Here is a 25,395-nt window from a genome sequence, read left to right as displayed (position 1 = left end):
TATTTGGCTTTGGTTTACCTGCTGGCACATACTATTTCCAAATGATCCGCGTCGCCCTGATATGTCTGGCCCTGTGCACACCGCTGACCGCCGAGCCTGTGAAGCTGGCGGAGCTGATGCCATTTCCGAAGATCGTCATGATCGTGAAGGAACGCTTCCACGGCCGGTTGCTTGGCGCACGTCTGGATTCTCCGAAAGCGTTCGAATTCGCCTCGGGGGTGCATGCGGTGCATGAGCTGACATTGCTCAGCCCGCAAAACAATGTCATCCGCATTCGCCTAGATGCCGAAACCGGGCGGATTCTGGATGTGCGCGGCCGGGGATTGACCGCCGCGCGACATCACGATGAAGGAGATCACGAGTAAATGCGGTGCCTGATTATCGAAGATGATTCTACCCTGTCCGATCAGCTCAGCAAGGCCATGCAGGATGCAGGCTTTGTCACCGATTGCGCGGCAGATGGCGAAGAGGGTGAGTTTCTCGGTGCCACGGAAACCTATGACGTGGCGGTTCTGGACCTCGGCCTCCCCGGTATGCCGGGGATCGAGGTTCTGACAAGCTGGCGCGAATCCGGTATCACCATGCCGGTTCTGATCCTGACGGCGCGGGGCGAATGGGCCGACAAGGTGGCCGGGTTTCGTGCAGGTGCAGATGATTATGCCGTCAAACCGTTCCGGCTGGATGAGGTGGTGATCCGTGCGCAAACTCTGGTCCGGCGGGCGGCGGGTCACGCCCAGACGGTTATCTCGGCGGGTGTGCTGAAACTGGACAGCCAGCTAAGCGTTATCACCCGTGAAGGGTCGCCACTGAAGCTGACCGCGTTCGAGACCCGGATCCTGTCCTATCTGATCCATCACAAGAACCGGGTCGTGTCGCGCTCGGAGCTTGCCGAACATCTGTATGACGCCAATGCTGACCGGGATTTCAAATCCATCGAAGTGGTTATCGGCAGGCTGCGGAAGAAAGTCGGAGAGGGCGTCATCGAAACACGCCGGGGCGAAGGATATGTATTGCTTGACCGGAACGCTCTGAAAGCCCGCACCAGGTGATCGGCTGGAACTCGATCCGTGGCAGGCTGCTCTGGCTGTCGGCGGCGTGGCTGACTGCGGCGCTGCTGGCTGCCTATCTGATCATCGGCGGCATTCTGCGCGACTTCATCACCGACCGTTTCGATACCGAGGCAAGCGCTGTCGCGGATTCCCTCATTGCAGGGACACGCGCCGACCAGCAGGGTCTGGCGCAGCTTTACGACGTGCCGGGTGATCCGCGGTTTTCCGCCCCCATATCTGGCTGGTACTGGCAGATCGAAGCGGACGGCACAGCCATCGTCATCTCGGATTCGCTTTATGACACCACCCTGCCCATTGCGAATGGCGGCGATGTCACAGGCGCCGCCGCGACCGGCCCCGGCGATGCCGAACTGCGCCTGCTGCGCCGCGCCTATACCGTGCCGGGCAGCGATGAAACCCTGACCGCGACGGTAACGGTTCCTCAGGCCGAAATCGACACCGCTCTGGCCGCTGTGCGGCGTCCTCTGGCGCTGACGCTGATCGTTCTGGGGGTCGGGCTGGCGCTTGCGGTGCTGTTGCAGGTAACGGCGGGGCTCTCTGCGCTGAAGCGGATGGGTCAGGATCTGCGCAAGGTCCATAGCGGTTCGGCAAATGCCCTGCCCCGTCCCGACGCCGCCGAATTGCAGCCGGTCGCAGATGAAATCAACGCGCTGATCCTGCGCAACGGCGAACAGCTTGCCCGCACCCGGGAACAGATCGGCAATCTCGCGCATTCGCTGAAAACGCCGCTGATGGCGCTTCAGGGAGAGATGGCCGCCGACGATCCGCGTCAGGCGATGATCCAGCGGATGGATCGCCAGATCGGCTGGCATCTCAAACGCGCCCGCAGCGCGGCAGGCGGTCGCCGCGTTCTGGGTCAGCGAACCGAACTCGCCCCGGTGGTCGAGGATATCTCTCTGGTGCTGCGCCACACCCTGCAGGATGCCGGAATCACGCTGGAGAAGCAGATACCGCCCGGTTTTTCCCTGCCTGTCGAACAGCAGGACGCGCAGGAAATGCTGGGAAATCTGATGGAGAACGCCTCGAAATGGACCAGAAGCCGGATCATGGTCCGCGCCGGTCTGGATGAGGGGCGGATCACGGTCACGATCTGCGATGACGGCCCGGGCATGGCGGATGAGGATTACGCCCGCGCCCTGTCGCGTGGCACAAGGCTGGACGAGCGCGGCGCGGGTTCAGGCCTTGGTCTGGCCATCGTGGCCGATCTGGCGGCGCTGAATGGGGGCACGCTGAAACTGGGACGCGACGACGATCTGGGCGGGCTGTCAGCCCGGATCACCCTGCCCGCTCTCTAGCCGGGACAGGCCGGAACCTCCCGGCGCGGGTCCCGGAGGCGGGCCAAACCGTTCAACCCATTCAACCAGGCGCGGCAGGCTGTGACGGCGTAGATCATAGCCGTCAAGAATGGTCTGACGCGCAGCACGGCGCAGCGCTCCGGCATCGGGGTCTTCATTCGACAGCCCCCGGATCAGCGCTCCGGACAGGGCCGGAATATCGAAAAACGGCACCAGCCTGCCATTCTCGCCGTCCCGGATCAACTCACGCACCGGCTCGGTGCCGGATGCGACGATATAGGCACCCGCCGACATCGCCTCGGTCAGCGACCATGACAGGACGAAAGGATAAGTCAGATAGCAATGGACCCGCCCGACCTGAATTACGCGGCGGTAATCGCCATAGTTGACCCGGCCCAGAAAATGCACCCGGCTGAGATCCAGCCTGTCGCCGACTTCAGCCAGCATCTTTGCTTTCCAGCTTTCGGCGTCGTGCGGCTTTCCGCCATAGCTGACCCCATCGCCCCCGATCATCACCACCTGAGCATCGGGCCGCGCCTCTAGCACGTCCGGCAAGGCCCGCATGAAGATGTGAAAACCGCGATAGGGCTCAAGTGAACGGGACACATAGGTCAGCACCTCATCCCCGGCCCGCAGGACCCTGCCATTCGGCAGGGTGACTTCGGCATCCGGCTCGGGCCGCATCTTCTCGCTGTCGATTCCGTCATGGATCACGGTGATTTTCGACTGTAGCTCGGGAGGGAAGCTGCCCGCCTGATAACGGGTCGGAGACAGCGCCGCGTCGCATTGCAGGATACCCATCGCCAGATGCGCATTGCGTGCCGTGGTCGCGAAGCGGGAATTATCCAGATTTTTAACGACTTCGGGATCGAAGCCGACATCGTGCCCGCGTGTGCGGTACAACAATTCCGCATAAACCAGCAGCTTCGCGTCCGGCCAGATTTCGCGCAGGAACAGGGTCTCGCCCCAGCCGGAATGGCCGAAAATTACATCGGGATAATAATTATACCGGTCGCGCAAGGCCCGCGCCCCCCGCGCCGCCATGAAGCCGCGCTCGACATAATTGGCATAGGTTTCGGCGAATGTCTGGCTGCACGTGATATCGACGGGGGTCTTGTATTTCACCACACGCACCGGGCTTGGCCGGTCATTCTTCTGATCGGTCAGCGCCAGAACCTCATGCCCACGCCGCGCCAATTCGGGGGCGAGATGCAGGAACTGGCCGGGGAAATTCTGATGAACAAGCAGGATCTTCATACGGGACGATCGCGGAACGCGGCCTCCATCAATTGACATGTATACTCGGTTTCCGGCGCGTCGAAGATCTTGCCGGTACTTCCCTGCTCGACAACCTCACCGGCACGCATCACCATGATCTTGTGCGACATGGCCCGCACAACCCGGAGATCATGGCTGATGAACAGAAACGCCAGCCCGTGATCGCGCTGCAATTTCCGCAGAAGCTCGACGATCTGGACCTGCACCGTCATGTCCAAGGCACTGGTCGGCTCGTCCAGCACAACCACTTTCGGTTGCAGGATCATGGCGCGGGCAATGGCGATGCGCTGACGCTGCCCGCCGGAGAACTCATGCGGATAGCGATGCATGCTGTCGGGGTTCAGCCCGACCTCGGTCATGATCGCGGCGACCATCTCGCGCCGATTCCGGCCTTTTTCGACGCCGTGAACGCCCAACCCCTCGGCGATGATCTGTTCAATCGTCATGCGCGGAGACAGGCTGCCGAACGGGTCCTGAAACACGATCTGCATATCGCGGCGCAAGCGGCGCAGGCGACTGGCACGCCAGCCGGAAATATCGTCGCCCAGATAGAGAATCGGCCCGTCGCTTTCGATCAGCCGCATGATCGCCAGCGCCAGCGTCGTCTTGCCCGACCCCGATTCGCCCACAATGCCAAGCGTCTCGCCCTCGCGCAGCGACAGCGTCGCGCCATCCACGGCCTTCACATGCCCGACCGTCCGACGGAGCAGGCCGCGCTTGATCGGGAACCATACTTTCAGATCATCCGTCTGAACGATAGTACGGGCCGTTTCAGGCACGGGATCGGCGCGGCCCGTCGGTTCGGCGGCCAGAAGCTTGCGGGTATAGGGGTGGCGCGGCTCCGAAAAAATCGCCTCGACCGGACCCTGTTCCACGATCACCCCGTCCTTCATCACGCAGACCCGGTCGGCAATGCGGCGGACGATGCCCAGATCATGGCTGATGAACAGCATGGACAGCCCCTCATCCCGCTTGAGCTGCGCCAGAAGGTCCAGAATCTGCGCCTGTATCGTGACATCGAGTGCGGTCGTCGGCTCATCTGCGATCAGCAATTCGGGGCCATTCGCCAGCGCCATCGCGATCATGATCCGCTGACGCTGCCCGCCCGAGAACTGATGCGGATAATCCTGAAGCCGGGTCTCGGGGTCACGGATCCCGACGCGGGTCAGCAATTCGACGATCCGCGCCCGCGCCGCCTGTCCGCGTAGCCCCTGATGCAGCGCGATGCTCTCGGAAAGCTGCTTTTCCAGCGTGTGCAGCGGGTTCAGAGAGGTCATCGGCTCTTGAAAGATAAAGCTGATATCATTGCCGCGAATCTCGCGCAGCAGTTTTTCCGGCGCCCCGATCAGTTCCTTGCCGTCATAGCTGACACTGCCCTCGGGCAGCGCGGAATCGCCCAGAAGCTGCACCGTGGACAGCGCCGTCACCGATTTCCCCGATCCGGATTCGCCGACCAGAGCCACCGTCTCGCCGCGCCCGACAGACAGGCTGACACCCTTCACCGCCGGCACGATCCGGCCATCCTGACTAAAACCGACATGCAGATCGCGGATTTCCAGCACGATTTCGTCGGGGATACTGGAAGGATGCGTGAATGTCTCGGTAGTGGTGGCACTGTCAGGCGCACCGCTTGGGGACGGCTCGACATGATCCAGATCGACCGGCACCGGCGTCTTGCTAGGCAGAGGCGATTGCATGGCCTCGGCTGCGATACGGGCGGGATCGCGATCCTTATGGTCTCCGCTCATTTGAAGGTCTTTCTGGGGTCGAATGCGTCGCGGACACCCTCGAAGATGAAGACCAGAAGCGACAACATGATCGCGAAGGTCATGAAGGCGGTGAAGGCCAGCCACGGGGCGTCCAGATGCGCCTTCGCCACCCGCGCCAGCTCACCCAGGCTGGGCGAATCCGAGGGCAGCCCGTAGCCGAGATAATCAAGCGCCGCCAGCATCGAGATGGTCCCGGTGATGATGAATGGCAGCATGGTCAGGGTCGCAACCATCGCGTTCGGCAGGATATGGCGGAACATGATGACCCGGTCGCCGACGCCAAGCGCACGGGCGGCGCGGACATATTCGAAGTTCCGCGCCCGCAGGAACTCGGCCCGGACAACGCCGACAAGGGCAGGCCAGCCGAACATGATCATGATCAGCACCAGCAGCCAGAAATCCCGCCCGAAAATCGCGAACATGATGATGATGACGTAAAGCAGAGGGATATTCTGCCAGACCTCCATCACGCGCTGCATGAAAATATCTGTCCGCCCGCCGAAATATCCCTGAATGGCCCCCATCGCGATGCCGATCGCCGAAGCGACCGAGGTCACGATCAGCGTAAACAGAACCGAGGTGCGGAACCCGTAAATCGTCCGTGCCGCCACATCTCGCGAGGTGTCGTCAGTGCCCAGCCAGTGATTCCGGTCCGGCGCGCTTGGTGCCTGTCCGACGCGGTTGATGGTGCGGTAGTGATAGGGGATGGGCGGCCAGATCATCCAGCCCTGTTCGGCCTCGGGGACATCCGCGCTGCCATCGCGCACTGCGGCGATATAGCTGGCCGGGTCCTCATCCCAGCATTCCTCGCGCCCGCCCGAGACGATCAGGCATTGTACATCTTCCAGCCGGTACAGCGCCTCTGTCCCCAGATCGCCGCCGAACGTGGTTTCGGGATAGAATTTGAACACCGGGAAATACAGATCGCCGCGATAGGACACCACGATCGGCTTGTCGTTGGCGACGATTTCCGCACAGAGCGAGATCACGAACAGGATCGAGAACAGGATCAGCGACCAGAAGGCCCGCTTATTAGCGCGAAAATTCCGCCAGCGGCGGCGATTGAGTTCGGACATCGCCATCAGCCCGCCCTCTTTTCAAAGTCGATGCGCGGATCGACCAGCACATACATCAGATCCGAGACGATCCCGATCACAAGCGCCATCAGCCCGAAAATATACAGCGTCCCGAAGACAAGCGGATAATCCCGCTGCACTGCGGCCTCGAACCCAAGACGGCCAAGCCCGTCCAGCGAGAAAATATATTCGATCAGGATTGAGGACCCGAACAAGATCCCCAGCAGCATGGCCGGAAACCCCGCGATCACGATCAGCATCGCATTGCGGAACACATGGCCATACAGCACCCGGCGCTCGGTCAGCCCCTTGGCGCGGGCGGTCATGACATATTGCTTGTTGATCTCATCCAGAAAACTGTTCTTGGTCAGCAGGGTCAGCGTCGCAAAGCCGGAAATCGACATCGAAATCACCGGCAGCGCGATATGCCACAGATAATCCTTGACCTTTCCGAACATCGACAGGGTTTCGAAATTGTCGCTGGTCAGCCCGCGCAAGGGAAAGATGCGCCAGTAACTGCCGCCAGCAAACAGCGTGATCAGCAGCACTGCAAACAGGAATGCCGGGATCGCATAGGCCACGATGATCACGCCCGAGGTCCAACTGTCGAACGCCGTCCCGTCGCGCACCGCCTTGCGGATCCCCAGCGGAATCGAGATCAGATAGGCCAGAAGCGTGGACCAGAGCCCCAGCGTGATCGAAACCGGCAGCGTGCGGATGATCTCATCCACGACGCTTTGCGAGCGGAACCAGCTATCGCCGAAATCGAAGGTCGCGTAATTGCCCAGCATGATCAGAAAGCGCCGTGCAGCCCCGATCTTTTCCTTGCTGCATTCATCCGCGCCAAGGCTGGGTTCGCCCTCATATCCCGGTTCGCAGACGATTTCCGCGAACCCCATCTGCAATTCCAGCTCATCCAGGAATTCCTGCGGCAGACCCTGCGCACCCGCATATTCGACCGATGCACCGGACTGCCCGGAACCGGCGCTTGCAGCCGTATCGCCCTCACCCTGAACCTGCGCGATGACCTGCTGGATCGGCCCGCCGGGAACGAACTGGATCAGCGCAAAGTTCACCAGCAAAATCCCGAGCAATGTCGGTATGACCAGCAGCAATCGCCGCAGAATATAGGCTGCCATGCCCTGCCCTTTGCCCTACCTGCCAACCGGTTCGCCATGCGTCCGGCCTTTTTCAGCGTTACGGCGTTTTCAGCCTTATCCCGTCAGAAATCAAGACACATCACCGCAAGCAGACCTCAGCGCAGCACACCGGCATCCCGCAAACGCTGCGCCTTCGCCTCGTCATACCACCAGAAATCGAAATAGAACGGGAAATACAGATCCGCATCCAGATAAGGCGGCAGCGGATCGGGATAGGCATACTGATCGTAATAGGCGATCGTCTTTTCCTGCTTGTACCAGTTCGGCACCCAGATATGCAGCGCCCGCAAGGCGCGGTCCAGAGCATGGGTCGCGGTGATCATCTCTTCTTCGGTCTCGGCAGCCACTGCCGAGGCAATCAGGCTGTCAATGGCCGGGTTCGACAGCCCGGCGGCGTTGAACACATCATCCGCGCCCTGACTTCCGAACATCTGATACAGACCGTCATCGGCGACCATATCGGTCAGAGAGACCGCGACGACGATATCGTAATCGAATTCATAGCGCCGGTTCTGGTATTCCGCGTCATCAACAGCGGCAAGCGTCGCGTCGATGCCCAATGCACGAAGATTTTCGATGAATGGATTGATAATGCGGTGAAATGTCGGATTATCCTCCATGAACTCGACGGTCAGCAACTCACCATCGGCGTTCCGGCGCTTTCCATCGTCGCCCACCGTCCAGCCCGCCTCATCCAGCAGCGCCGCCGCAGCACGCAGATCGCGGCGGTTCAACTGACGCTCACCCCCCGCCACGGGAGTCACTGCATCGTCCGTCAGGACCCCCTCGGGAAGATCGGCGGCCAGAGGCTCCAGCAGCGCAAGTTCTCCCTCGCTTGGTTTACCTTCGGCCTTCAGATAGCTGTTTTCCCAGAAAGATTCTGTTCTGGTATATTGCTCGTGGAACAGCGTCGTATTCGCCCATTCGAAATTGAACATGATGCCGATGGCCTTGCGGACCCGTACATCCTGAAATTTCTCGCGGCGCATATTGAAGAAAAACCCCTGCGCCGAAGCCTTGTCCTCGCTCGGAAGCTCGGCCTTGACGACATAGCCATCCCGGACTGCATCGAAATTATAGGAGGTCGCCCATTTATCCGCCGAACTTTCACGTCTAAGCGTATATTCCCCGGCGCTGAACCCCTCGAACGCGGTATCGCTGTCGCCGAAATACTGGATCGTGATGCGGTCGAAATTATAGCGCCCCTTGTTGATCGGCAGATCCTTGCCCCAGTAATCGGGATTGCGCTGCCATGTCACGCTGCGGCCCATCGCACCGCCGCCATACATATAGGGACCCGAGCCGATAAAGGGCTCATCGCTGCTGTCGGACAGATCGCGGCCCTTCGCCTCGAAATCCGCCTTTGAGAAAACCGGCAGGTTCCCCGCACCCTGAATCACGTCCCGACGCGGATAGCCATCGACGAAATCAAAGCGGATCCGGTGATCGTCCAGCACCTCGGCCCCGGCGATGGATTGAGCGATCACCGTACGGAAAGAGGACAGCCCCTTGTCGCGCAGGGTTTCATAGGTGAACAGCACATCATCGGCGGTCAGAGGCGTGCCGTCCGAAAACTGCGCCTCGGACCGAAGATTGAAAATCGCCCAGTCACGGCTTTCGGGAAACTCGACGGTTTCGCAGATCACGCAATACATGGTCTCGACCTCGTCATGAACGACCTGCATGATCCGCTCATTCATGACGCTGGACAGGGCGGCGGGGCGACCCTTGACCGTATAGGGGTTGAAACTGTCATAGCCCCCGCTGGCAGCAATCGAAATCTCGCCCCCTTTCGGCGCATCGACATTCACATAGGGAAGCTGCTGGAAATCCGCAGGCAATGCCGGGGTCCCGAACACGGAAAGCGCATGGGTGACGGTGACATCCTCGTTCTGCGCGGCGGATTCTGCCTGCGCGGCCTCTGTTCCGGGCGCGGCTTCGGCGGCGTCCTGCGCCCAACCGGGCAGAGCGGCCAGGCAAAGCGGCAGAATCAGGGCGGAGAGGCGGGCAGAATGGCGGGTCATGATCTTCCTTCACATTGTGCTGCCCCACAGGCTACGCCGCAGGACGGGTGCGGATCAATCCGCGTTTTCGTGAACGGCAACGCAAAACGCCCGGCCCCTTCGCGGGACCGGGCGTCTAAAAAACCGACCGAAGATCAGATCAGGGCTGGCTTTGCAGATAGGCGATCAGATCGGCGCGGTCCTGCGCATCCGAGATCCCCGCAAAGGTCATCTTCGTGCCCGAAACGACGCCAGAAGGATCTTCGATGAATGCCTGCAGCGCCTCTGGCGTCCACTCCGGCGCCTCGGCGACGTGATCGACCATACCGCCGGAATAAGAGAACCCGTCGATTCCCGCCACGGCACGACCGACAACACCATTCAGATGCGGACCGATTCCATCCGTACCGTCCAGCTTGTGGCAGGCGCGGCATTTGCCGAAGACACGCTCACCGGCTCCGGCATCGGCAGAGGCCATGAGTGCACCGAAATCGATCTCTTCCTCGACCACCTCTTCGGTACCGCCGCCCTCAACCTCGATGGAATAGGCCTGCGCAACCTCTTCGCCATGATCGGCACCGGCTGGCGGTCTGACAAGAAACAAGGAATTGGCTCCCCAGAACAGCAGAAGCAGGGCAAGCAACGACCCGATCAGCGCCCCTGAAGTCTTGGTGATGGTCATGGTGTTGAACATTTGCCGTCCCCGCTAGGTAGTGTTCAAATTTCTGGCCGTATCTATCCGCTTTCTTTCGGCCTGTTCAAGGTATAGTTCACCCGCAATTGCCGATCAGTCAATCGGGAGCCAAGCAGATGACCGGACAGAACAATCTCATTGCCTTCCAGGGCGAGCCCGGAGCCTACAGCCATCAGGCCTGCCGGGACGCACGCCCGGATATGACGGCGCTGCCCTGCCGCACCTTTGAGGATGTGATCGAGGCCGTCCGCTCGGGTCAGGCCGATCTGGCTATGCTTCCGGTCGAGAACTCGACCTATGGCCGCGTCGCCGATATCCATCACCTGCTGCCCGAATCCGGCCTGCATATCATCGACGAGGCCTTTGTACGCGTTCATATCAGCCTGCTCGCCTTGCCCGGCGTGACCCTGAGCGAGGTCACCGACGCAATGAGCCATACCGTCCTGCTGGGTCAGTGCCGCGACTTTCTGCGTCAGCACGGCATTCAGGGCATGACCGGTCTGGACACGGCAGGATCGGCCAAAATCGTTGCCGAACAGGGTCAGCGTCACATTGCCGCACTCGCAGCGCCGCTGGCCGGAGAGATTTACGGGCTGAACCGGCTGGCCGACGAAATCGAGGACCGGAAGAACAACACCACCCGCTTCCTGATCATGTCACGGGACCCGGATTACAGCCGCCGCACGAACCGGGATGGTCACGGGCAGATGCTCACCAGCTTCGTCTTCCGCGTCCGCAACATTCCGGCGGCGCTGTATAAAGCGATGGGCGGGTTTGCGACGAATGGGGTGAACATGACCAAGCTGGAAAGCTATATGGTCGATGGCGTGTTCACCGCGACGCAATTCTATGCGGATATCGAGGGCCACCCGGACGATCCCAATGTCAGGCGGGCGCTGGATGAGCTGGGGTATTTCACCTCGATGATCAATATGCTTGGCGTCTATCCCGCCGATCCGCTCAGAGCAGAACAAAGCGCCGATAGCTGAGCCCATGCGTCATCAGGCGATGGCGTCGTCTACGAAACTGGCAACCCTTTCGGCGAATTTCCTGTCAAGCTGCGCCTTGCCCAGCTTGGCCGTCTGCACCGCCAGACGCGCACGCATATTGCGTGGCCAGACTTCCATTTCAAAGATCAGCCGCGATTTCACGCGCGACAGCGCCACGACCGACAGATCGAATCGCATATCGAAGGGCTTCGATTTTCCGGTAAGCGCAAGCTTTTCGGGACGGTCGAACTGCACGAGCAAAAGCTGCAACGCCCGGCTCTGCCCGCGCCAGTCGAATTTGAGATCCCATGATATTGTTGCATCCGAGCCATTTGCGACACGCTGAACCGACGCCCCACGACGCATAAGAATTCGTTCTATGCGTTCAAAGTCTGAGATAATCTTGAACATCTGCTCTGCCAGCACCGGGCGGTCCACGCGTGTTGAAAACTTCATAAGGTCTCGCTGTGGTTTCTTATGATCGTCAAAGGCCGTGATAGGAAAGTGGCGCATCATTCGCAAGCTGGCAAATCCGACAGTACTTCAACAAATACAATCTATAGTTGTAATTAATATGGTTTTTTAGTTATTTCGGAAAGAGTTCGCCAATGCACGATTATTCATTCCCGGATGCGATGCGTTCATGCAGGATACTGAAATTCACCGAAAACCGATCCATACGACCCGCAAATCCCGCCAGATCGTGTTGCGCATCCTCGCAACGACCGACCTGCATATGCGCCTTGACGCCAGCGAAACAAGCGGCGGACTGGCGCGGCTTGCCCCGCTTATCGCGGCAGAGCGGGAGCGCTTCGATAATGTCCTCCTCTTCGACAATGGCGATTTGATCGAAGGATCGGCTCTGGCCGACGAAATCGCACGTGCCGGACTGGGGGCGCATGAATCCCACCCCGCAATCGCCGCGCTCAATCTGCTGTGCTATGATGCGGCAACGCTTGGCAATCATGATTTTTCCCAGGGCATCGGCTTTCTCCGCCGGGTGCTGCGCGATGCGGCCTATCCGGTGACGCTGGCGAATGCCGGGCTGGATCAGGGCGCGATGCCCTGGACGGAAAGCGTCGTCCTGACGCGCGAATTGCCTGATACGCAGGGCGATACGCATCGGATCGCGATCGGCGTCTTCGGCGTGCTGCCCCCCCAAACGGTCGAATGGGAACCCGATCTGTCACGCGAGATGCGCACCGAAGACATCTCCGATGCGGCCAAACGCGCCGTCTCATCTCTGCGTGCGCAAGGTGTCGATGCGATCATCGCCCTCAGCCACGGCGGTTATGGGTCGGGCGGGCAGAAGCGGGCGGAAAACGCGGCAGGGGCAATTGCGGAACTGCCGGCGGTGGATGCGGTCATTGCCGGGCATACTCATGAAGTCTTCGTCCGCCCGGCCACGGAAAGCCGCGCGGCCATTGTCGAGGCTGGCTTCGGCGGTTCTCACCTTGCGGCAATGACACTGACCCTGCACGGCGCGGAGGGTCATTGGCAGGTGAAATGCGCAGAGGCCACCACGATTCCGGCCGCCAATCTGCCATGCCCCCGGCTTTCACATGCCACGGCGTTTTCATCCTCGGATATCGAAAAGCGGCTTGAGCAGGCGATCACCCACAGCAACGCCACCTTGACCAGCCATTATGCGCTTCTTGGCGTCGACCCCTGCCTGCGGCTGGTCGAAGCCGCCCTGTTGGACTACATGGCAGAGATCATGCCCGATGCCGCGCCGCCACTGGTCTCGATCGCGCCGTTTCGGACCGGAGGCCGCGGCGGTCCAAAGCATTTCATAAATATTCCGGCCGGGCCTCTGACCCTGGCGGATCTGTCGCACATCTATCCCTTCCCGAACTATATCGCTGCAATTCCAATGACCGGAGCAGAGATCACGGATTGGCTTGAACGCACGGCGCGGCTCTTCCGCCATATCCGGCCCGAAGAGACCGACGCCCGGCTTATCGATCCAGAAGTGCCGGGTTTTCAGGCAGATATGATCGGCGGACTCGATTACCATATCGACCTGACATGTCCCGCCGGGTTCGACGCGCCGGGCAACAGGATCGACGACCAGCACCGCATCCGCGATCTGAGCTTTCAAGGCGTACCGATCAGTGCCTCGGATCGTTTCACCCTTGTCACCAACAGCTACCGCATGGCCGGGGGCCAGCCCTATGCAGCTCTGACCAGGACGAAAACCTGCCTGATCCCCGAAATCGCACGTCTGAGGATACGCGATCTTGTGGCGCGGCACCTTGCCGGAACGTCCAAGATCATCCCTGATCTCACCCCTTGGTTCCGGTTTTCCGCATCACATGCCACCCGCGCCGTTTTCGAGACAGCGCCGGATGCCGATCCCCGTCTCTGCCCCGTCCCGGCGCAACAATACCCCGCTTCCGATGAGGGCTTTCGCCGCTTTTCGCTGAGCTTCCAGGCAGGGGTTGCATCCCCGCCCGACAGCCCCTAGTTACATCGACGAGAGGTTGGCGCGGGCGAACGCTTCGCCAACCCGGTCAGGTCCGGAAGGAAGCAGCCGCAACGAATTCCGTTCGGGTCGCAGTCCAGCCTCTCACCCATCTGTTTCTTTTCAGATCAGCCCGCTTATTCCCCTTCGCTGACTGCGAAATTGGCGCTGAACCTGTTGCTGCTCTGCCGAACTCAGAAACTTCAGATGATGGCTGGACACCGCCATCAGATCAGCCTGTTTCACCAAAAGCGCAGAATTTCGGCCCGGCAAATGCATCGCATTGCGCAACAAACAAAGATAAGAACTGCCTGAGGGTTACGTCAGACTGCATCAACCGCAGTCAAGAACAGCCTCAACAGGATTAGGCACAAGGTCAAGCATCGCGCCGGTTCCCGCATCTACCCCCGCGCCAATAATGCCGCCGACAAGCACATTTCCTGCCATCGCAGCCCCGCCAGCACCCGCAACCTTGTTCGTGACCCGGATCCGCCGCGCCTCACAGCCGGACTTGGTCACAAGCACATCAATTTCCGATTTGCGCGGCAGCTTGAAGCTGCAGGGCGTATTATCGCAGGTTTCGCCGCTGCTCAGCTGAACATGGGCACCCTGGGGTGTGGAGTTGACCACAAGCACATCATTGCTGCCCCGCGTGATCGTCGCACAGCCCGACACCGCCACCATCAGCCCGAGCGCAAGGATTAATTTCAGCATTCATTTACCTTATCATGTAGATATCCCAAAACTATTAAACCTAAAGAAGAGTTCATGCAAATAAACACAACCTAGAATTTTCCTCAAATGCCCTGTGAACAGAACAACGCGAGGTTGCGGCGGATATTGTGGCGAAACCGCTCCAAGGCTAAGGTGCAGCGACCCAGGCGAGGCGAGATGACCGACAGCGAACAGAATTATCAGGTACTGGCCCGGAAATACCGGCCCGAGACATTTTCGGATCTTGTCGGTCAGGATGCGATGGTCCGCACGCTGAAAAACGCGTTCGCCGCCGACCGGATCGCGCAGGCCTTTATCATGACCGGCATTCGCGGCACCGGGAAAACCACCACGGCACGGATCATCGCAAAAGGACTGAACTGTATCGGTCCGGATGGCAAAGGCAGTCCGACCACCGAACCATGCGGCCAGTGCGAACATTGCGTGGCGATCTCGGAAGGTCGCCATGTCGATGTGCTGGAAATGGATGCCGCAAGCCGGACCGGCGTTGGGGATATCCGCGAAATCATCGAAAGCGTCCATTACCGGGCTGCTTCGGCGCGATACAAGATTTATATTATTGACGAGGTTCACATGCTCTCGACCAGTGCGTTTAACGCGCTGCTCAAGACGCTGGAGGAACCGCCGCCGCATGTGAAATTCATCTTTGCCACCACCGAGATCCGCAAGGTTCCGGTGACGGTTCTGTCACGCTGCCAGCGTTTCGACCTGCGCCGGATCGAACCCGAGGTGATGATCGATCTGCTGCGCCGCATCGCGACCGCTGAATCCGCGCAGATCACCGATGACGCTCTGGCACTGATCACGCGTGCGGCCGAGGGTTCGGCCCGTGACGCCACCTCGCTGCTGGATCAGGCGATCAGTCACGGGGCGGGCGAAACCACTGCGGAACAGGTCCGCGCCATGCTGGGGCTGGCGGATCGGGGCCGGGTGATCGACCTGTTCGAGATGATCCTGCGCGGCGACGCGGCGCAGGCACTGGCCGAACTACAGGCGCAATATGCCGATGGCGCCGATCCGGTCGCCGTGCTGCGTGACCTGGCCGAGATCACCCATTGGGTGTCCGTGGTCAAAATCACCCCGGACGCGATGGAAGACCCCACGATTTCCCCCGAAGAGCGTACGCGCGGCGCAGCTTTGGCCGAGCAGGTGCCAATGCGGGCGCTGACCCGGCTCTGGCAGATGCTGCTGAAATCTCTGGAAGAGGTTTCCGTCGCGCCGAACTCCATGATGGCAGCCGAAATGGCGGTTATCCGGCTGACCCATGCCGCCGATCTTCCCGACCCGGAATCCCTGATCCGCAAGATACAGGCAGCACAGGCCGCCGGAGAGCTGACCCGCCCTGCCCCCGCCAGCAATGGCCGCGCGGATTCGCCCGCATCTTCCGCCTCGTCTCATGCTCCTGTGCGGTCCCAACCGGCTCAGATGCCGCCTGCTCAGCATGTTGTGCCCACCGGCAACGGGACCGCATATGCGACCGCCATGCAGACCGCGCCGCAATCGCTGCTTGCCGGGTTTCCCGATTTCGACAGCGTGCTGGAGCTGATCCGGCGGATGCGCGACATGCCCCTGCTGATCATGGTTGAGGATCATGTCCGGCTGGCCCGCTACAGCCCCGGGCGGATTGAATTCCAGCCGACCGATGACGCACCGCGCGACCTTGCCTCGCGGCTGGCGGAACGGCTGCGGGGCTGGACGGGCGGTCAGCGATGGGCCGTGACCGTGGTGAATGAGGGCGGTGGTCCAACCATCGCCGAAACCCGCGCCGAGGCTCAGGCCGAGGCATTGTCCCGGGCCAGGAACCATCCGATGGTGCAGGCTGCCCTTTCAGCCTTTCCCGGGGCAAGGCTTCTGTCGGCGAAACGGATTGAGCCTGCCGTGGAAGCGGGTCTGCAGGAGGACCGCGACGGCAGCCTCCAGCATGATGACGGAACCGGCCCGGTTGCTGAAGCCGAGGAATGGGATCCGTTCGAGGACAGTGAATGACGCGGGCGAAGGACGATCCCGGCCCGACAATCGGATTCGCTGTCATGGCGCTGATAACTGCCATTTCGGGCGTCATTGTCGCGCTGACAGCGATCTTCGGAAGGCGGCATTCGACCTTCTTTTTCTCAATTCCTGAAGATGATCGTAACAGCGGTAAATATAGGCCGGACATGAAGCGCGATCTGGCCGTTTCCCGCTTTGTCGGCGATAAGGTGCCGTTCCTCCTTGAAGGCGGCCCGCTGACCGGCCACCTAGGCTTTACTGCTGATCGCCGGAGGATGATCTTTCCGGCGGAACTTGCGCTGAACTGACACGCGGAGACAAGAATATGTTCAAGGGTTTGGGTGGCTTTGGCGACATGGCCAAGATGATGTCCGCGGCGAAGGACATGGAAGCCAAGATGACCGAAATGCAGGAAGGGCTGTCCCGCATGACCGTGACCGGAGAGGCCGGAGCCGGTCTGGTCAAGGCCACGGCAACCGCCAAGGGTGAGCTGACCGGGCTGGATATCGATCCGTCGATTTTCGTGGCCTCGGAAAAGGAAGTGGTCGAGGATCTTATCCTTGCCGCGATCAAGGATGCGCAGCGCCGCGCTCAGGACAAGGCGCAGCAGGAAATGGCCCGCTTCGGCCAGGAGCTGGGCCTTCCTCCGGGCATGAAGCTGCCTTTCTAGGCTTCCATGTCCGGGGGTGATGCCGATATTCAGGCGCTCATCGCGGCGATGGCGCGACTGCCGGGGTTGGGGCCGCGTTCGGCGCGTCGCATCGTACTGTGGCTGCTGGGGCGAAAATCGGGACAGATGGCGCAGCTTTCCGCGCTGATGGCCCGCGTCGCCGAAACCGCCCGGCCCTGCGCACGCTGCGGCAATGTCACCGAAAGCGAGATTTGCCCGATCTGTCTCGACCCGGCCCGGCAAAGCGGAGAGATCTGCGTCGTTCAGGATGTCGCCGATCTCTGGGCGCTTGAGCGTGGCCGCGCCTTCCGGGGCCGCTATCACGTTCTGGGCGGTGCGCTTTCGGCGCTTGACGATATCGGCCCGGACGATCTCGGCATCCCCCGCCTGCTGACCCGGATCAGCGAGGAGGGCGTGACCGAGGTGATCCTTGCGCTGAGCGCGACCGTCGAAGGGCAGACCACCGCGCATTATATCGCCGATGCGCTGCCCGCGAATATGACCGTGACCGGGCTGGCGCAGGGTGTTCCGATCGGCGGAGAGCTGGATTATCTGGATGACGGCACGATCACCGCAGCCTTGCGTGCCCGCAGGCAGTTCTGACCCTGCCCGGTCGCCCGCCGGTCCGCCAGAACCGCTCGCATATTGCGCATGACGCCGCAGATGCGGTTGCGCCCTCACATCAACTGCCGCGACATCATATCCGCCAGTTCCTTCGCGACCGACCGGCAGGCCGCATTCGCGTGGCGGTCATGGACCAGCCACAGGGGCGAGGCCCACTCATCCCGCGCCGGCATCAGCTCGACCAACTCACCCGACCAGATCAGGCTGGAAACCGGCAAAAACCCGGTACAGCGTCCGGATTTGATCGCCTGCCGCAGCAGGGTTTCGTCATTGGTGCGAAAGACAATATTCGGCGCCTCGACATGTTTATGCAGCCAGCGGGACCAGGGCGTCTGCGCATCGCAGAAATCATTCGAGGCAAAGTCGTGGTGCCGCAGATCCTCGGCCCTGTCCGGCAGAGGAAAACGCGCGATATAGTCCTGCGAGGCGACCAGCGTCACCCCGATCCGCCCAAGCCAGCGGATCGCCAGCCTTTCGCCGACAGGCTCGGGCCCGGAACGGACGCCGATGGTACGCAGATCGGACAGATCCGCCACCGCCGCATCGCTGCGATAGGTGATCTTCACCTCCGGCATGGTCCGGCAGATATGCATGACGGCGGGCACCACCAGATCGCCCATCATCGGCACCGAGTTGATCACGATATGGTCAGGCATTGCTTCCTCTCGATTCGCCATCGACGCTAGTGCCACGCGCTGAACATCGCGTTAACGCCGCCTGGCTTGACTTTTGCCGCCCCCGCCCGTATCCCGCACCGTAATTCCCGGAAGGTCTGCCCTTCCGGTCCCCGACCTTGCGCGGGGATCGCCCCCCGTCAGCGCGTTGCGCCCACGGGGGCGTTCGTGCATTTCGCACCCGCGCAGCCCTGCAATGGACCTCAGGAGGCCCGCATGTTCGAGAATCTTTCCGACCGTCTTGGCGGTGTCTTCGACCGGCTGACCAAGCAGGGCGCCCTGTCCGAGGATGACGTCACCGCCGCCATGCGCGAGGTCCGCACGGCCCTGCTTGAGGCCGATGTCTCGCTGCCCGTCGCCCGCAGTTTCGTCAAGGCGGTGACCAGCAAGGCCACCGGCGCGGCGGTCACGAAATCCGTCACCCCCGGCCAGCAGGTCGTCAAGATCGTCCATGACGAGCTGATCAAGACCCTTCAGGGCGAGGGCGAACCCGACGCTTTGCGCATCGGCAACCCGCCCGCCCCGATCCTGATGGTCGGGCTTCAGGGCTCAGGCAAGACCACCACCACCGCCAAGCTAGCCAAGCGGCTGAAGGATCGCGAGAAGAAGAAGGTTCTGATGGCCTCGCTGGACACGAACCGTCCCGCGGCGATGGAGCAGCTTGCCATTCTCGGCACCCAGATCGGCGTGGACACGTTGCCCATCGTGAAGGGCGAAACCGCCGTCCAGATCGCCAAACGCGCCAAGCAGCAGGCGACGCTTGGCGGCTATGACGTCTATATGCTCGACACGGCGGGCCGTCTGCATATCGACGAAGTGCTGATGGACGAAGTTCAGGCCGTCCGCGATGTCGCGAACCCGCGCGAAACCCTGCTGGTCGTCGATGGCCTGACCGGTCAGGACGCGGTGAATGTCGCCACCGAATTTGACGGCAAGGTCGGGATTTCCGGCGTGGTTCTGACCCGGATGGATGGCGACGGGCGCGGCGGTGCGGCGCTGTCCATGCGTGCCGTCACCGGCAAGCCGATCCGCTTCGTGGGCCTCGGCGAAAAGATGGACGCGCTCGAATCCTTCGACGCGCAGCGCGTCGCCGGCCGTATCCTCGGCATGGGCGACATCGTGGCGCTTGTCGAAAAGGCCCAGGAAGTGCTGGAGGTCGAGCAGGCCGAGCGCATGATGAAGCGCTTCCAGAAGGGCATGTTCAACATGAATGACCTTCGCAGTCAGCTTGAGCAGATGCAGAAAATGGGCGGCATGGGCTCGATCATGCAGATGATGCCCGGCATGCAGAAAATGGCCAAACAGGCCGAGGAAGCGGGCATGGACGATTCCATGATCCGCCGCCAGATCGCGCTGATCAATTCCATGACCAAGAAGGAACGCGCCAACCCCGCCATCCTTCAGGCCTCGCGCAAGAAACGCATCGCGGCTGGCGCGGGGATGGAGGTATCGGAACTGAACCGCCTGCTGAAAATGCAGAAGCAGATGGCCGATACGATGAAAAAGCTCGGCAAGATGAAGGGCGGGATGCTGAAACAGGCGATGCGGGCCATGACCGGCAAGGGCGGCGGGCTGCCCGACACGGAAAATGTCGATCCGACGAAAATGGCCGAGGCGACGAAGATGCTGCAAGACCCCAAAGGCCTTGGCGGCCAGCTTGGCGGCGCGGGCCTGCCCGGCGGACTTTCCGGGCTGTTCGGGAAGAAATAACGCCTATGCCGCACGACACCGCCACCATCCGCATCGAGGTCCCGGTTCTCGAAACCGGGCGCCTGATCCTGCGTGAACCGCGCCGGACCGACTGGGATGCGGTGCGCGATTTCGGCATGTCAGAGCGCACCAGCTTCATCGGTGGTCCGTTCAAGGAATGGCAGGCATGGTCGACGCTTCTGTCGCCGATCGGCCATTGGTTGATCCGAGGCTATGGCATGTGGACGGTCGAGGAAAAATCCACTGGCCGCGTCGCGGGTCGCATCGGCGTGATCAATCATATCGACTGGCCGGAACCCGAACTGGGCTGGCAGATATTCAGCGGTTTTGAGGGCAAGGGCCTCGCCTATGAAGGTGCCGTGGCCGCCCGCGACCATGCGCAAGGTGAAATGGGCTTCGCGCCGCTGATCTCTCAGATCCACGCCGACAACACCCGCTCGCGCCGTCTGGCCGAACGCATGGGCGCGGTCATCGAATCCGAAGGCGTTGTGCGCGACACACCCTGCCTGATCTATCGCCACAAGGCGGTGCCCGCATGACCGCCCCGATCCTTCACACTGACCGCCTGACCCTGCGCCTCCCCGAAGCAGGCGACCACGCCGCCTATTCGGCCTTCTTCGCCGATGCGGACGCCTCGGCATTCTATGGCGGCCCGCTGCTGCCCTATCAGGCTTATGGCATTCTCTGCCGCGATATCGGCCACTGGTCGCTGAAAGGCTTCGGAAAATTCGTCATCGAAGCAAAGGGCGAAGCCCTCGGCGGCTGCGGCATCGTCCATCCCGAGGGCTGGCCCGGCCATGAACTCACATGGTGGCTGCTGCCTTCCGCACGCGGTCAGGGCATCGCGCAAGAGGCCTCCCGCGCGGTCCTCGGTTTCGCCCGCGACAGCCTCGGCTGGTCGCATGTGGAAACCCATTTCCGCGACGAAAACATCCCGGCCCGCCGCCTGACAGAATCGCTCGGCGGCACGAAACAGCGCCGCGAAACCTTCCCCGACGGGATCAAGCGCGACATTTACGCCATCCCAACCCCGGCAAAGGACGCGCAATGACCTCCACATTCTTCTTCACCGAAATACCCCGGGGGCGCGGGGGCAGAGCCCCCGCCGGGCCGGAGGCACAGACATGATCACCCTGTCCGCGACTCCGCAACTCGAAACAGAGCGCCTCATTCTGCGTGCTCCCGTCGCCTCCGACTGGCCGCATTGGCGCGATTTCGCGATGACCGACCGCGCCCGTTTCGTCGGCGGCGGCAGCGACAAGACTGCCTTGGTGCTCTGGCGCGGCTTCGGTCATGTGATCGGCCATTGGGTTCTGCGCGGCTATGGTATGTTCGTGTTGACCGAAAAGGACAGCAACACGCCGCTTGGCATGGCCGGCATGTGGTTCCCCGAAGGCTGGCCGGAACATGAAATCGGCTGGACGATTTGGCGGCCCGACGCCAAAGGCAAGGGCTACGCCTCCGAAGCCGCCATCGCCGCCCGCGACTTCGCCCGAAAGGAACATGGCTGGGACGATATCGTCAGCTATATCGTCCCGAAAAACGACCGCTCCATCGCTCTGGCGAAACGGCTCGGCGCGGTTCAGGACCCGCAGGCCACCGGACCCGAAACGGAGGATCCGCTTCTGGTCTTCCGCCACCCGAAAGGAGATGCCGCATGAGCAAGTATGCTCACCCTGTGTACAGCCTGTGTACGTGCGGTGTCCGCGCCGTGCCCGGCATCGGGGGGGCCGCATGACCGATCCTGTCGCCCGCGCAGCCGATCTGCTGATGGAACATCGCGACAGCATCGACCGGCTGGATGCGATCATCGTCTATACGCTTGCCGAAAGGTTCAAGCGCACTCAGGCCGTCGGCAAACTCAAGGCCGAACACGACCTTCCGCCCTCCGATCCCGCCCGTGAGGCGAACCAGATCGAGCGGCTGGAACGCCTCGCGCGCGAGGCCGATCTCGACCCGGAATTCGCGCGCAAATTCCTCAATTTCGTGATCGCGGAAGTCATCCGCCACCACGAAACCTTCCAATCGTGACGCATTAGAAAAACGTCGCAAACACGCCATTTCAAAGGAGAAAAACAATGGCCATGAAAATCCGTCTCGCCCGTGGTGGTTCCAAGAAGCGCCCCCATTACGCCATCGTAGCAACCGATTCGCGCATGCCCCGCGATGGCCGCTTCATCGAGAAGCTGGGCACCTATAACCCGCTTCTGCCGAAAGACAGCGAGCAGCGCGTCCAGATGAACATGGAGCGCGTCGCCTATTGGCTGGAACAGGGCGCACAGCCCACCGACCGCATCGCCCGCTTCCTGGAAGCTGCCGGCGTGCGCGAAAAAGCCACCCGCCAGAACATGAAAAAGGCTCAGCCCGGCAAGAAGGCTCAGGACCGCATCAAGGAACGCGAGGACAAAGCCGCCGCCGCTAAGGAAGCCGAAGAAGAAGCCAAACGCGCCGCCGAGGAAGCCAAGAACGCCCCGGCTGAAGAAGCTGCTGCCGAAGCTCCGGCTGAAGAAGCCGCTTCGGAATAAGCCATTCGCGGCCCGCCTCCGTGGCGGGCCGCCGACGCTCTGGCCCCGAAATGTTCATTTTCCGGCTGATCCGGCTTGGCATTCTGTTGATGCTCGCCTTCGCGGCGGGCATGTTCTTTGAGCGTGGCCATCAGATGGATCTGTGCGAGAAATCGGGCGGGGTCTGGCTTCGCGCCGGCATATGCGGAGGGCAATAACCCATGTCTGACAAGGTTTGCGTAGGTGCCATCGCAGGCGCTTTCGGCGTCAGGGGCGAGGTGCGGCTGAAAAGTTTCACCGCCACGCCGGAAGATATCGCAGGCTATGGCCCGCTGACCACCGAAGACGGCGCTCGCAGCTTCGAGGTGACCCTGACCCGCCCCGTCACGGGCGGGCTTGGTGCGCGTCTGTCGGGTGTCGCCACGCGCGAGCAGGCCGAGGCGCTGAAAGGCACGACGCTATGGGCCGCGCGGGACGCCCTGCCCTCATTACCCGACGATGAGTTCTACCACGCCGATCTGATCGGGCTTGAGGTCTATGACCCCGGCGGGCAATTGCTGGGCCGGGTCCGCGCGATCTATGATCACGGCGCAGGCGATATTCTGGAAATCACCGGCCAGCAGACTTTGCTGCTGCCCTTCACCCGAGAGATCGTTCCGACGGTGGACCTGTCTGCGGGCCGTATCATCGCCGATCCGCCCGGCTCGGACGAATGAGCGATGCGCCGAAATCCCACGGCCGGCTGAGCATTCAGGCCAGCCGCAAGCCCCGCGATCTGATGGCCGAGCCACAGGCGGCGGGCGCGTGGACGGCAAATGTGATCACACTTTTCCCCGAGGCGTTTCCCGGCATTCTGGGCCTGTCCCTGACCGGGCGGGCGCTGCATGAGGGGCTGTGGAACCTGCGCACCATCCCGCTGCGCGATCACGGGATCGGCAAGCATCGCAATGTCGACGATACCCCTGCGGGGGGCGGTGCGGGCATGGTGATCCGTCCCGATGTGATGGACGCCGCCCTGCATGAGGCCGGGATGCATCTGCCGGTGATCTATCTTTCGCCCCGCGGGACGCCGCTGACACAGGCCCGCGCCCGCGACATCGCGCAGGGTCCGGGCGTCACGCTGATCTGCGGGCGGTTCGAGGGGGTGGATCAGCGCGTTCTCGACGCCCACCGGATCGAGGAAATCAGCATCGGCGATTATGTCCTCACCGGCGGAGAGCTTGCCGCTCAGGTCTTGATCGACGCGGCGGTTCGGCTTATACCCCGCGTCGTTGGGAATCAGGCATCGCTGGCTGAAGAGTCCTTTTCGGACGGTTTGCTTGAGCACCCGCAATATACTCGCCCCGCCGAGTGGGAAGGCCGCAGGATCCCGGATGTCATCATGTCCGGAAATCACGCGGCCATTGCTGCTTGGAGGCGCGCAGAGGCCGAAAGGCTGACAAAGCAACGCCGCCCCGACCTGTGGCGGGCATATCGCGATCAGCGCGAGAATGACCCGGCAAAGGACGCACAGCTCTCGGGCGCATCACACCAAGCGGGGAACGAACCCGCGCAAGACAAGGATGAACCGCGATGAACCTGATCGCACAGCTCGAAGCCGAGCAGATTGCCGCTCTTGGCAAAGACATTCCGGATTTCAAGGCCGGCGACACGATCCGCGTCGGTTACAAAGTGACCGAAGGCACCCGCACCCGCGTGCAGAACTATGAAGGCGTCTGCATCTCGCGCAAGGGTGGCAACGGCATCGGCGCCAGCTTCACCGTTCGCAAGATCTCCTTCGGCGAAGGCGTGGAACGTGTGTTCCCGCTCTATTCGACGAATATCGACGCGATCACCGTGGTCCGCCGCGGCAAGGTCCGCCGCGCCAAGCTGTATTACCTGCGCGACCGTCGCGGCAAATCGGCCCGTATCGCAGAAGTCACCAACTACAAGCCGAAGGCCGACAAGGCCGACGCCAACGCCTGAGGACCCTCGTCATGAAAAAAGAGATCCATCCCGACTATCACATGATCGAGGTCAAGATGACCGACGGCACCACCTATCAGGTCCGCTCGACCTGGGGCGCCGAGGGCGACACGCTGTCGCTGGATATCGACCCGACCTCGCACCCGGCATGGACCGGCGGCTCGGCCCGCCTGATGGATGCTGGCGGCCGCGTGTCCAAGTTCAAGAACAAATATGCAGGCCTGGGCTTCTGATCGCCCGAACCTTGAGCAGAATGAAAACGCCGTCCAAAGGGGCGGCGTTTTTTCTTGCGCGGTAGCCTTTCGGATAAGTGTTGCACAGCCTGTCGATGCAGGAAGCGCAACACCGGCATGTGACATCCGGGCATGACGCAAAGGCTTGAGTTCAAAGGCAGGTGATGAAAGGTTGCGCCCATCCACCAGCCCTATGCACCGGAGAAATGCTCATGGCCAAAAGATACACAATCCTGGCAGTGGCGGCGCTTATCACCGCAGGTTGCACCGCACGCTCGCCCGAAAATGTCGAAGAGGCGCTGCAACCCGACGCGATCCCGCCGCAGGTGCTGGCGATTGCCGGGCCGAACCAGGATCTGAGCACCGCCGAATTCGAGCCTTCGGATGGCTGCTATTGGTATTACCATGCCGGGCAGGTGGAAACCACGCGCGTGCCGCTGCGTGCCGCCAATGGCAACCAGATCTGCAACGCGCCGAGCGTCTGAAACGAATG

The 25,395-nt window shown here is 61.6% G+C and carries 30 protein-coding genes and 1 other RNA gene; 22 read left to right on the top strand and 9 right to left on the bottom strand.

The annotated features are described in order from the left end of the window. The first annotated feature begins 41 nt into the window (after positions 1–41). The 3 genes from PAE61_RS07335 to PAE61_RS07325 are packed head-to-tail and all read left to right on the top strand — an operon-like array spanning position 42 to position 2,365. Positions 42–365: a PepSY domain-containing protein gene (locus PAE61_RS07335; protein WP_271114668.1), complete on the top strand. Its 324-nt coding sequence runs from the start codon at positions 42–44 to the stop codon at positions 363–365. Beyond that, the gene (locus tag PAE61_RS07330; protein WP_271114667.1) at positions 366–1,049 is read left to right on the top strand and encodes a response regulator transcription factor; all 684 of its coding nucleotides are present in this window, start codon (positions 366–368) and stop codon (positions 1,047–1,049) included. It abuts the gene before it with no gap. After that, the gene (locus PAE61_RS07325) at positions 1,046–2,365 is read left to right on the top strand and encodes a sensor histidine kinase (RefSeq protein WP_271114666.1); all 1,320 of its coding nucleotides are present in this window, start codon (positions 1,046–1,048) and stop codon (positions 2,363–2,365) included. The genes PAE61_RS07330 and PAE61_RS07325 overlap by 4 nt, the downstream gene beginning before the upstream one ends. Here PAE61_RS07325 and PAE61_RS07320 read toward each other — a convergent pair. The 6 genes from PAE61_RS07320 to PAE61_RS07295 form a co-directional block, all read right to left on the bottom strand. Further along, complete coding sequence (locus tag PAE61_RS07320; RefSeq protein WP_271114665.1) at positions 2,336–3,622, bottom strand: glycosyltransferase; 1,287 nt, start codon at positions 3,620–3,622, stop codon at positions 2,336–2,338. The genes PAE61_RS07325 and PAE61_RS07320 overlap by 30 nt on opposite strands. Further along, a complete protein-coding gene (locus tag PAE61_RS07315) occupies positions 3,619–5,391 on the bottom strand; it encodes an ABC transporter ATP-binding protein (protein ID WP_271114664.1) in 1,773 nt (590 codons plus the stop codon). Before PAE61_RS07315 ends, PAE61_RS07320 begins: the two co-directional genes overlap by 4 nt. After that, positions 5,388–6,494 (bottom strand): ABC transporter permease, encoded by a 1,107-nt coding sequence (locus tag PAE61_RS07310; protein WP_271114663.1) that lies wholly within the window; start codon positions 6,492–6,494, stop codon positions 5,388–5,390. The genes PAE61_RS07315 and PAE61_RS07310 overlap by 4 nt, the downstream gene beginning before the upstream one ends. Beyond that, entirely contained in the window at positions 6,494–7,627 is a 1,134-nt protein-coding gene (locus tag PAE61_RS07305) for a microcin C ABC transporter permease YejB (RefSeq protein ID WP_271114662.1), read from the bottom strand. The genes PAE61_RS07310 and PAE61_RS07305 overlap by 1 nt, the downstream gene beginning before the upstream one ends. A 116-nt stretch (positions 7,628–7,743) precedes the next feature. Further along, positions 7,744–9,672: an extracellular solute-binding protein gene (locus PAE61_RS07300; protein ID WP_271114661.1), complete on the bottom strand. Its 1,929-nt coding sequence runs from the start codon at positions 9,670–9,672 to the stop codon at positions 7,744–7,746. A gap of 139 nt (positions 9,673–9,811) precedes the next feature. Next, a complete protein-coding gene (locus PAE61_RS07295; protein WP_271114660.1) occupies positions 9,812–10,345 on the bottom strand; it encodes a c-type cytochrome in 534 nt (177 codons plus the stop codon). A 116-nt stretch (positions 10,346–10,461) separates the two neighbouring features. On the opposite strand from PAE61_RS07295, the gene PAE61_RS07290 reads away from it, so the two are divergent. After that, positions 10,462–11,334, top strand: coding sequence for a prephenate dehydratase (locus PAE61_RS07290; protein ID WP_271114659.1), 873 nt, complete (start codon positions 10,462–10,464; stop codon positions 11,332–11,334). Positions 11,335–11,346: 12 nt separating this feature from the next. On the opposite strand, the gene PAE61_RS07285 is transcribed toward PAE61_RS07290, so the two are convergent. Next, positions 11,347–11,790: a hypothetical protein gene (locus PAE61_RS07285; protein ID WP_271114658.1), complete on the bottom strand. Its 444-nt coding sequence runs from the start codon at positions 11,788–11,790 to the stop codon at positions 11,347–11,349. A gap of 187 nt (positions 11,791–11,977) precedes the next feature. Here PAE61_RS07285 and PAE61_RS07280 point away from each other — a divergent pair, with 187 nt between their 5' ends. Both PAE61_RS07280 and ffs read left to right on the top strand, forming a co-directional pair. Then, positions 11,978–13,801, top strand: a complete 1,824-nt coding sequence (locus PAE61_RS07280) for a 5'-nucleotidase C-terminal domain-containing protein (protein ID WP_271114657.1) — start codon at positions 11,978–11,980, stop codon at positions 13,799–13,801. A 10-nt stretch (positions 13,802–13,811) separates the two neighbouring features. After that, positions 13,812–13,908: signal recognition particle sRNA small type (ffs, locus tag PAE61_RS07275), an RNA gene on the top strand. A 223-nt stretch (positions 13,909–14,131) separates the two neighbouring features. On the opposite strand, the gene PAE61_RS07270 is transcribed toward ffs, so the two are convergent. Further along, on the bottom strand, positions 14,132–14,512 hold the full coding sequence (locus PAE61_RS07270) for a translation initiation factor 2 (protein ID WP_271114656.1): 381 nt from the start codon (positions 14,510–14,512) through the stop codon (positions 14,132–14,134). A gap of 177 nt (positions 14,513–14,689) precedes the next feature. On the opposite strand from PAE61_RS07270, the gene PAE61_RS07265 reads away from it, so the two are divergent. The 4 genes from PAE61_RS07265 to recR are packed head-to-tail and all read left to right on the top strand — an operon-like array spanning position 14,690 to position 17,795. Continuing rightward, on the top strand, positions 14,690–16,519 hold the full coding sequence (locus PAE61_RS07265) for a DNA polymerase III subunit gamma/tau (protein ID WP_434803109.1): 1,830 nt from the start codon (positions 14,690–14,692) through the stop codon (positions 16,517–16,519). Beyond that, complete coding sequence (locus PAE61_RS07260) at positions 16,516–16,830, top strand: hypothetical protein (protein ID WP_271114654.1); 315 nt, start codon at positions 16,516–16,518, stop codon at positions 16,828–16,830. The genes PAE61_RS07265 and PAE61_RS07260 overlap by 4 nt, the downstream gene beginning before the upstream one ends. A gap of 17 nt (positions 16,831–16,847) precedes the next feature. After that, positions 16,848–17,192 carry a YbaB/EbfC family nucleoid-associated protein gene (locus PAE61_RS07255; protein ID WP_271114653.1) on the top strand — a complete coding sequence of 115 codons (345 nt, stop codon included), beginning with the start codon at positions 16,848–16,850 and terminating at the stop codon, positions 17,190–17,192. Positions 17,193–17,198: 6 nt separating this feature from the next. Continuing rightward, complete coding sequence (recR, locus tag PAE61_RS07250; protein ID WP_271114652.1) at positions 17,199–17,795, top strand: recombination mediator RecR; 597 nt, start codon at positions 17,199–17,201, stop codon at positions 17,793–17,795. A gap of 74 nt (positions 17,796–17,869) precedes the next feature. On the opposite strand, the gene PAE61_RS07245 is transcribed toward recR, so the two are convergent. Further along, complete coding sequence (locus tag PAE61_RS07245) at positions 17,870–18,472, bottom strand: LysR substrate-binding domain-containing protein (protein WP_271114651.1); 603 nt, start codon at positions 18,470–18,472, stop codon at positions 17,870–17,872. Positions 18,473–18,706: 234 nt separating this feature from the next. Between PAE61_RS07245 and ffh the strand changes: the two genes are divergently transcribed. The 12 genes from ffh (at position 18,707) to PAE61_RS07185 (ending at position 25,387) form a co-directional block, all read left to right on the top strand. After that, positions 18,707–20,200, top strand: coding sequence for a signal recognition particle protein (gene ffh, locus PAE61_RS07240; protein ID WP_271114650.1), 1,494 nt, complete (start codon positions 18,707–18,709; stop codon positions 20,198–20,200). 5 nt (positions 20,201–20,205) lie between these two features. Continuing rightward, positions 20,206–20,739, top strand: a complete 534-nt coding sequence (locus PAE61_RS07235; protein ID WP_271114649.1) for a GNAT family N-acetyltransferase — start codon at positions 20,206–20,208, stop codon at positions 20,737–20,739. Further along, on the top strand, positions 20,736–21,251 hold the full coding sequence (locus tag PAE61_RS07230; RefSeq protein ID WP_271114648.1) for a GNAT family N-acetyltransferase: 516 nt from the start codon (positions 20,736–20,738) through the stop codon (positions 21,249–21,251). Before PAE61_RS07235 ends, PAE61_RS07230 begins: the two co-directional genes overlap by 4 nt. Positions 21,252–21,324: 73 nt before the next feature. Then, a complete protein-coding gene (locus PAE61_RS07225) occupies positions 21,325–21,861 on the top strand; it encodes a GNAT family N-acetyltransferase (RefSeq protein WP_271114647.1) in 537 nt (178 codons plus the stop codon). A 73-nt stretch (positions 21,862–21,934) separates the two neighbouring features. Continuing rightward, positions 21,935–22,231 carry a chorismate mutase gene (locus PAE61_RS07220; RefSeq protein WP_271114646.1) on the top strand — a complete coding sequence of 99 codons (297 nt, stop codon included), beginning with the start codon at positions 21,935–21,937 and terminating at the stop codon, positions 22,229–22,231. A 47-nt stretch (positions 22,232–22,278) separates the two neighbouring features. Continuing rightward, positions 22,279–22,725: a 30S ribosomal protein S16 gene (rpsP, locus tag PAE61_RS07215; protein WP_271114645.1), complete on the top strand. Its 447-nt coding sequence runs from the start codon at positions 22,279–22,281 to the stop codon at positions 22,723–22,725. A 20-nt stretch (positions 22,726–22,745) separates the two neighbouring features. Further along, positions 22,746–22,922, top strand: coding sequence for a hypothetical protein (locus tag PAE61_RS07210; protein ID WP_271115195.1), 177 nt, complete (start codon positions 22,746–22,748; stop codon positions 22,920–22,922). Between the two features lie 3 nt (positions 22,923–22,925). Next, positions 22,926–23,420: a ribosome maturation factor RimM gene (gene rimM / locus PAE61_RS07205; protein WP_271114644.1), complete on the top strand. Its 495-nt coding sequence runs from the start codon at positions 22,926–22,928 to the stop codon at positions 23,418–23,420. Continuing rightward, positions 23,417–24,280 carry a tRNA (guanosine(37)-N1)-methyltransferase TrmD gene (trmD, locus tag PAE61_RS07200; RefSeq protein WP_271114643.1) on the top strand — a complete coding sequence of 288 codons (864 nt, stop codon included), beginning with the start codon at positions 23,417–23,419 and terminating at the stop codon, positions 24,278–24,280. Before rimM ends, trmD begins: the two co-directional genes overlap by 4 nt. Beyond that, on the top strand, positions 24,277–24,669 hold the full coding sequence (rplS, locus tag PAE61_RS07195) for a 50S ribosomal protein L19 (protein ID WP_271114642.1): 393 nt from the start codon (positions 24,277–24,279) through the stop codon (positions 24,667–24,669). Before trmD ends, rplS begins: the two co-directional genes overlap by 4 nt. Before the next feature lie 11 nt (positions 24,670–24,680). Further along, complete coding sequence (gene rpmE / locus PAE61_RS07190) at positions 24,681–24,902, top strand: 50S ribosomal protein L31 (protein WP_271114641.1); 222 nt, start codon at positions 24,681–24,683, stop codon at positions 24,900–24,902. A 212-nt stretch (positions 24,903–25,114) separates the two neighbouring features. Beyond that, on the top strand, positions 25,115–25,387 hold the full coding sequence (locus tag PAE61_RS07185) for a hypothetical protein (protein ID WP_271114640.1): 273 nt from the start codon (positions 25,115–25,117) through the stop codon (positions 25,385–25,387). The last annotated feature ends 8 nt before the right edge of the window (positions 25,388–25,395 follow it).

The organism is Paracoccus aerodenitrificans, from assembly GCF_027913215.1.
Lineage (GTDB): Bacteria > Pseudomonadota > Alphaproteobacteria > Rhodobacterales > Rhodobacteraceae > Paracoccus > Paracoccus aerodenitrificans.
This window is presented reverse-complemented; position numbering and strand designations above follow the sequence as displayed.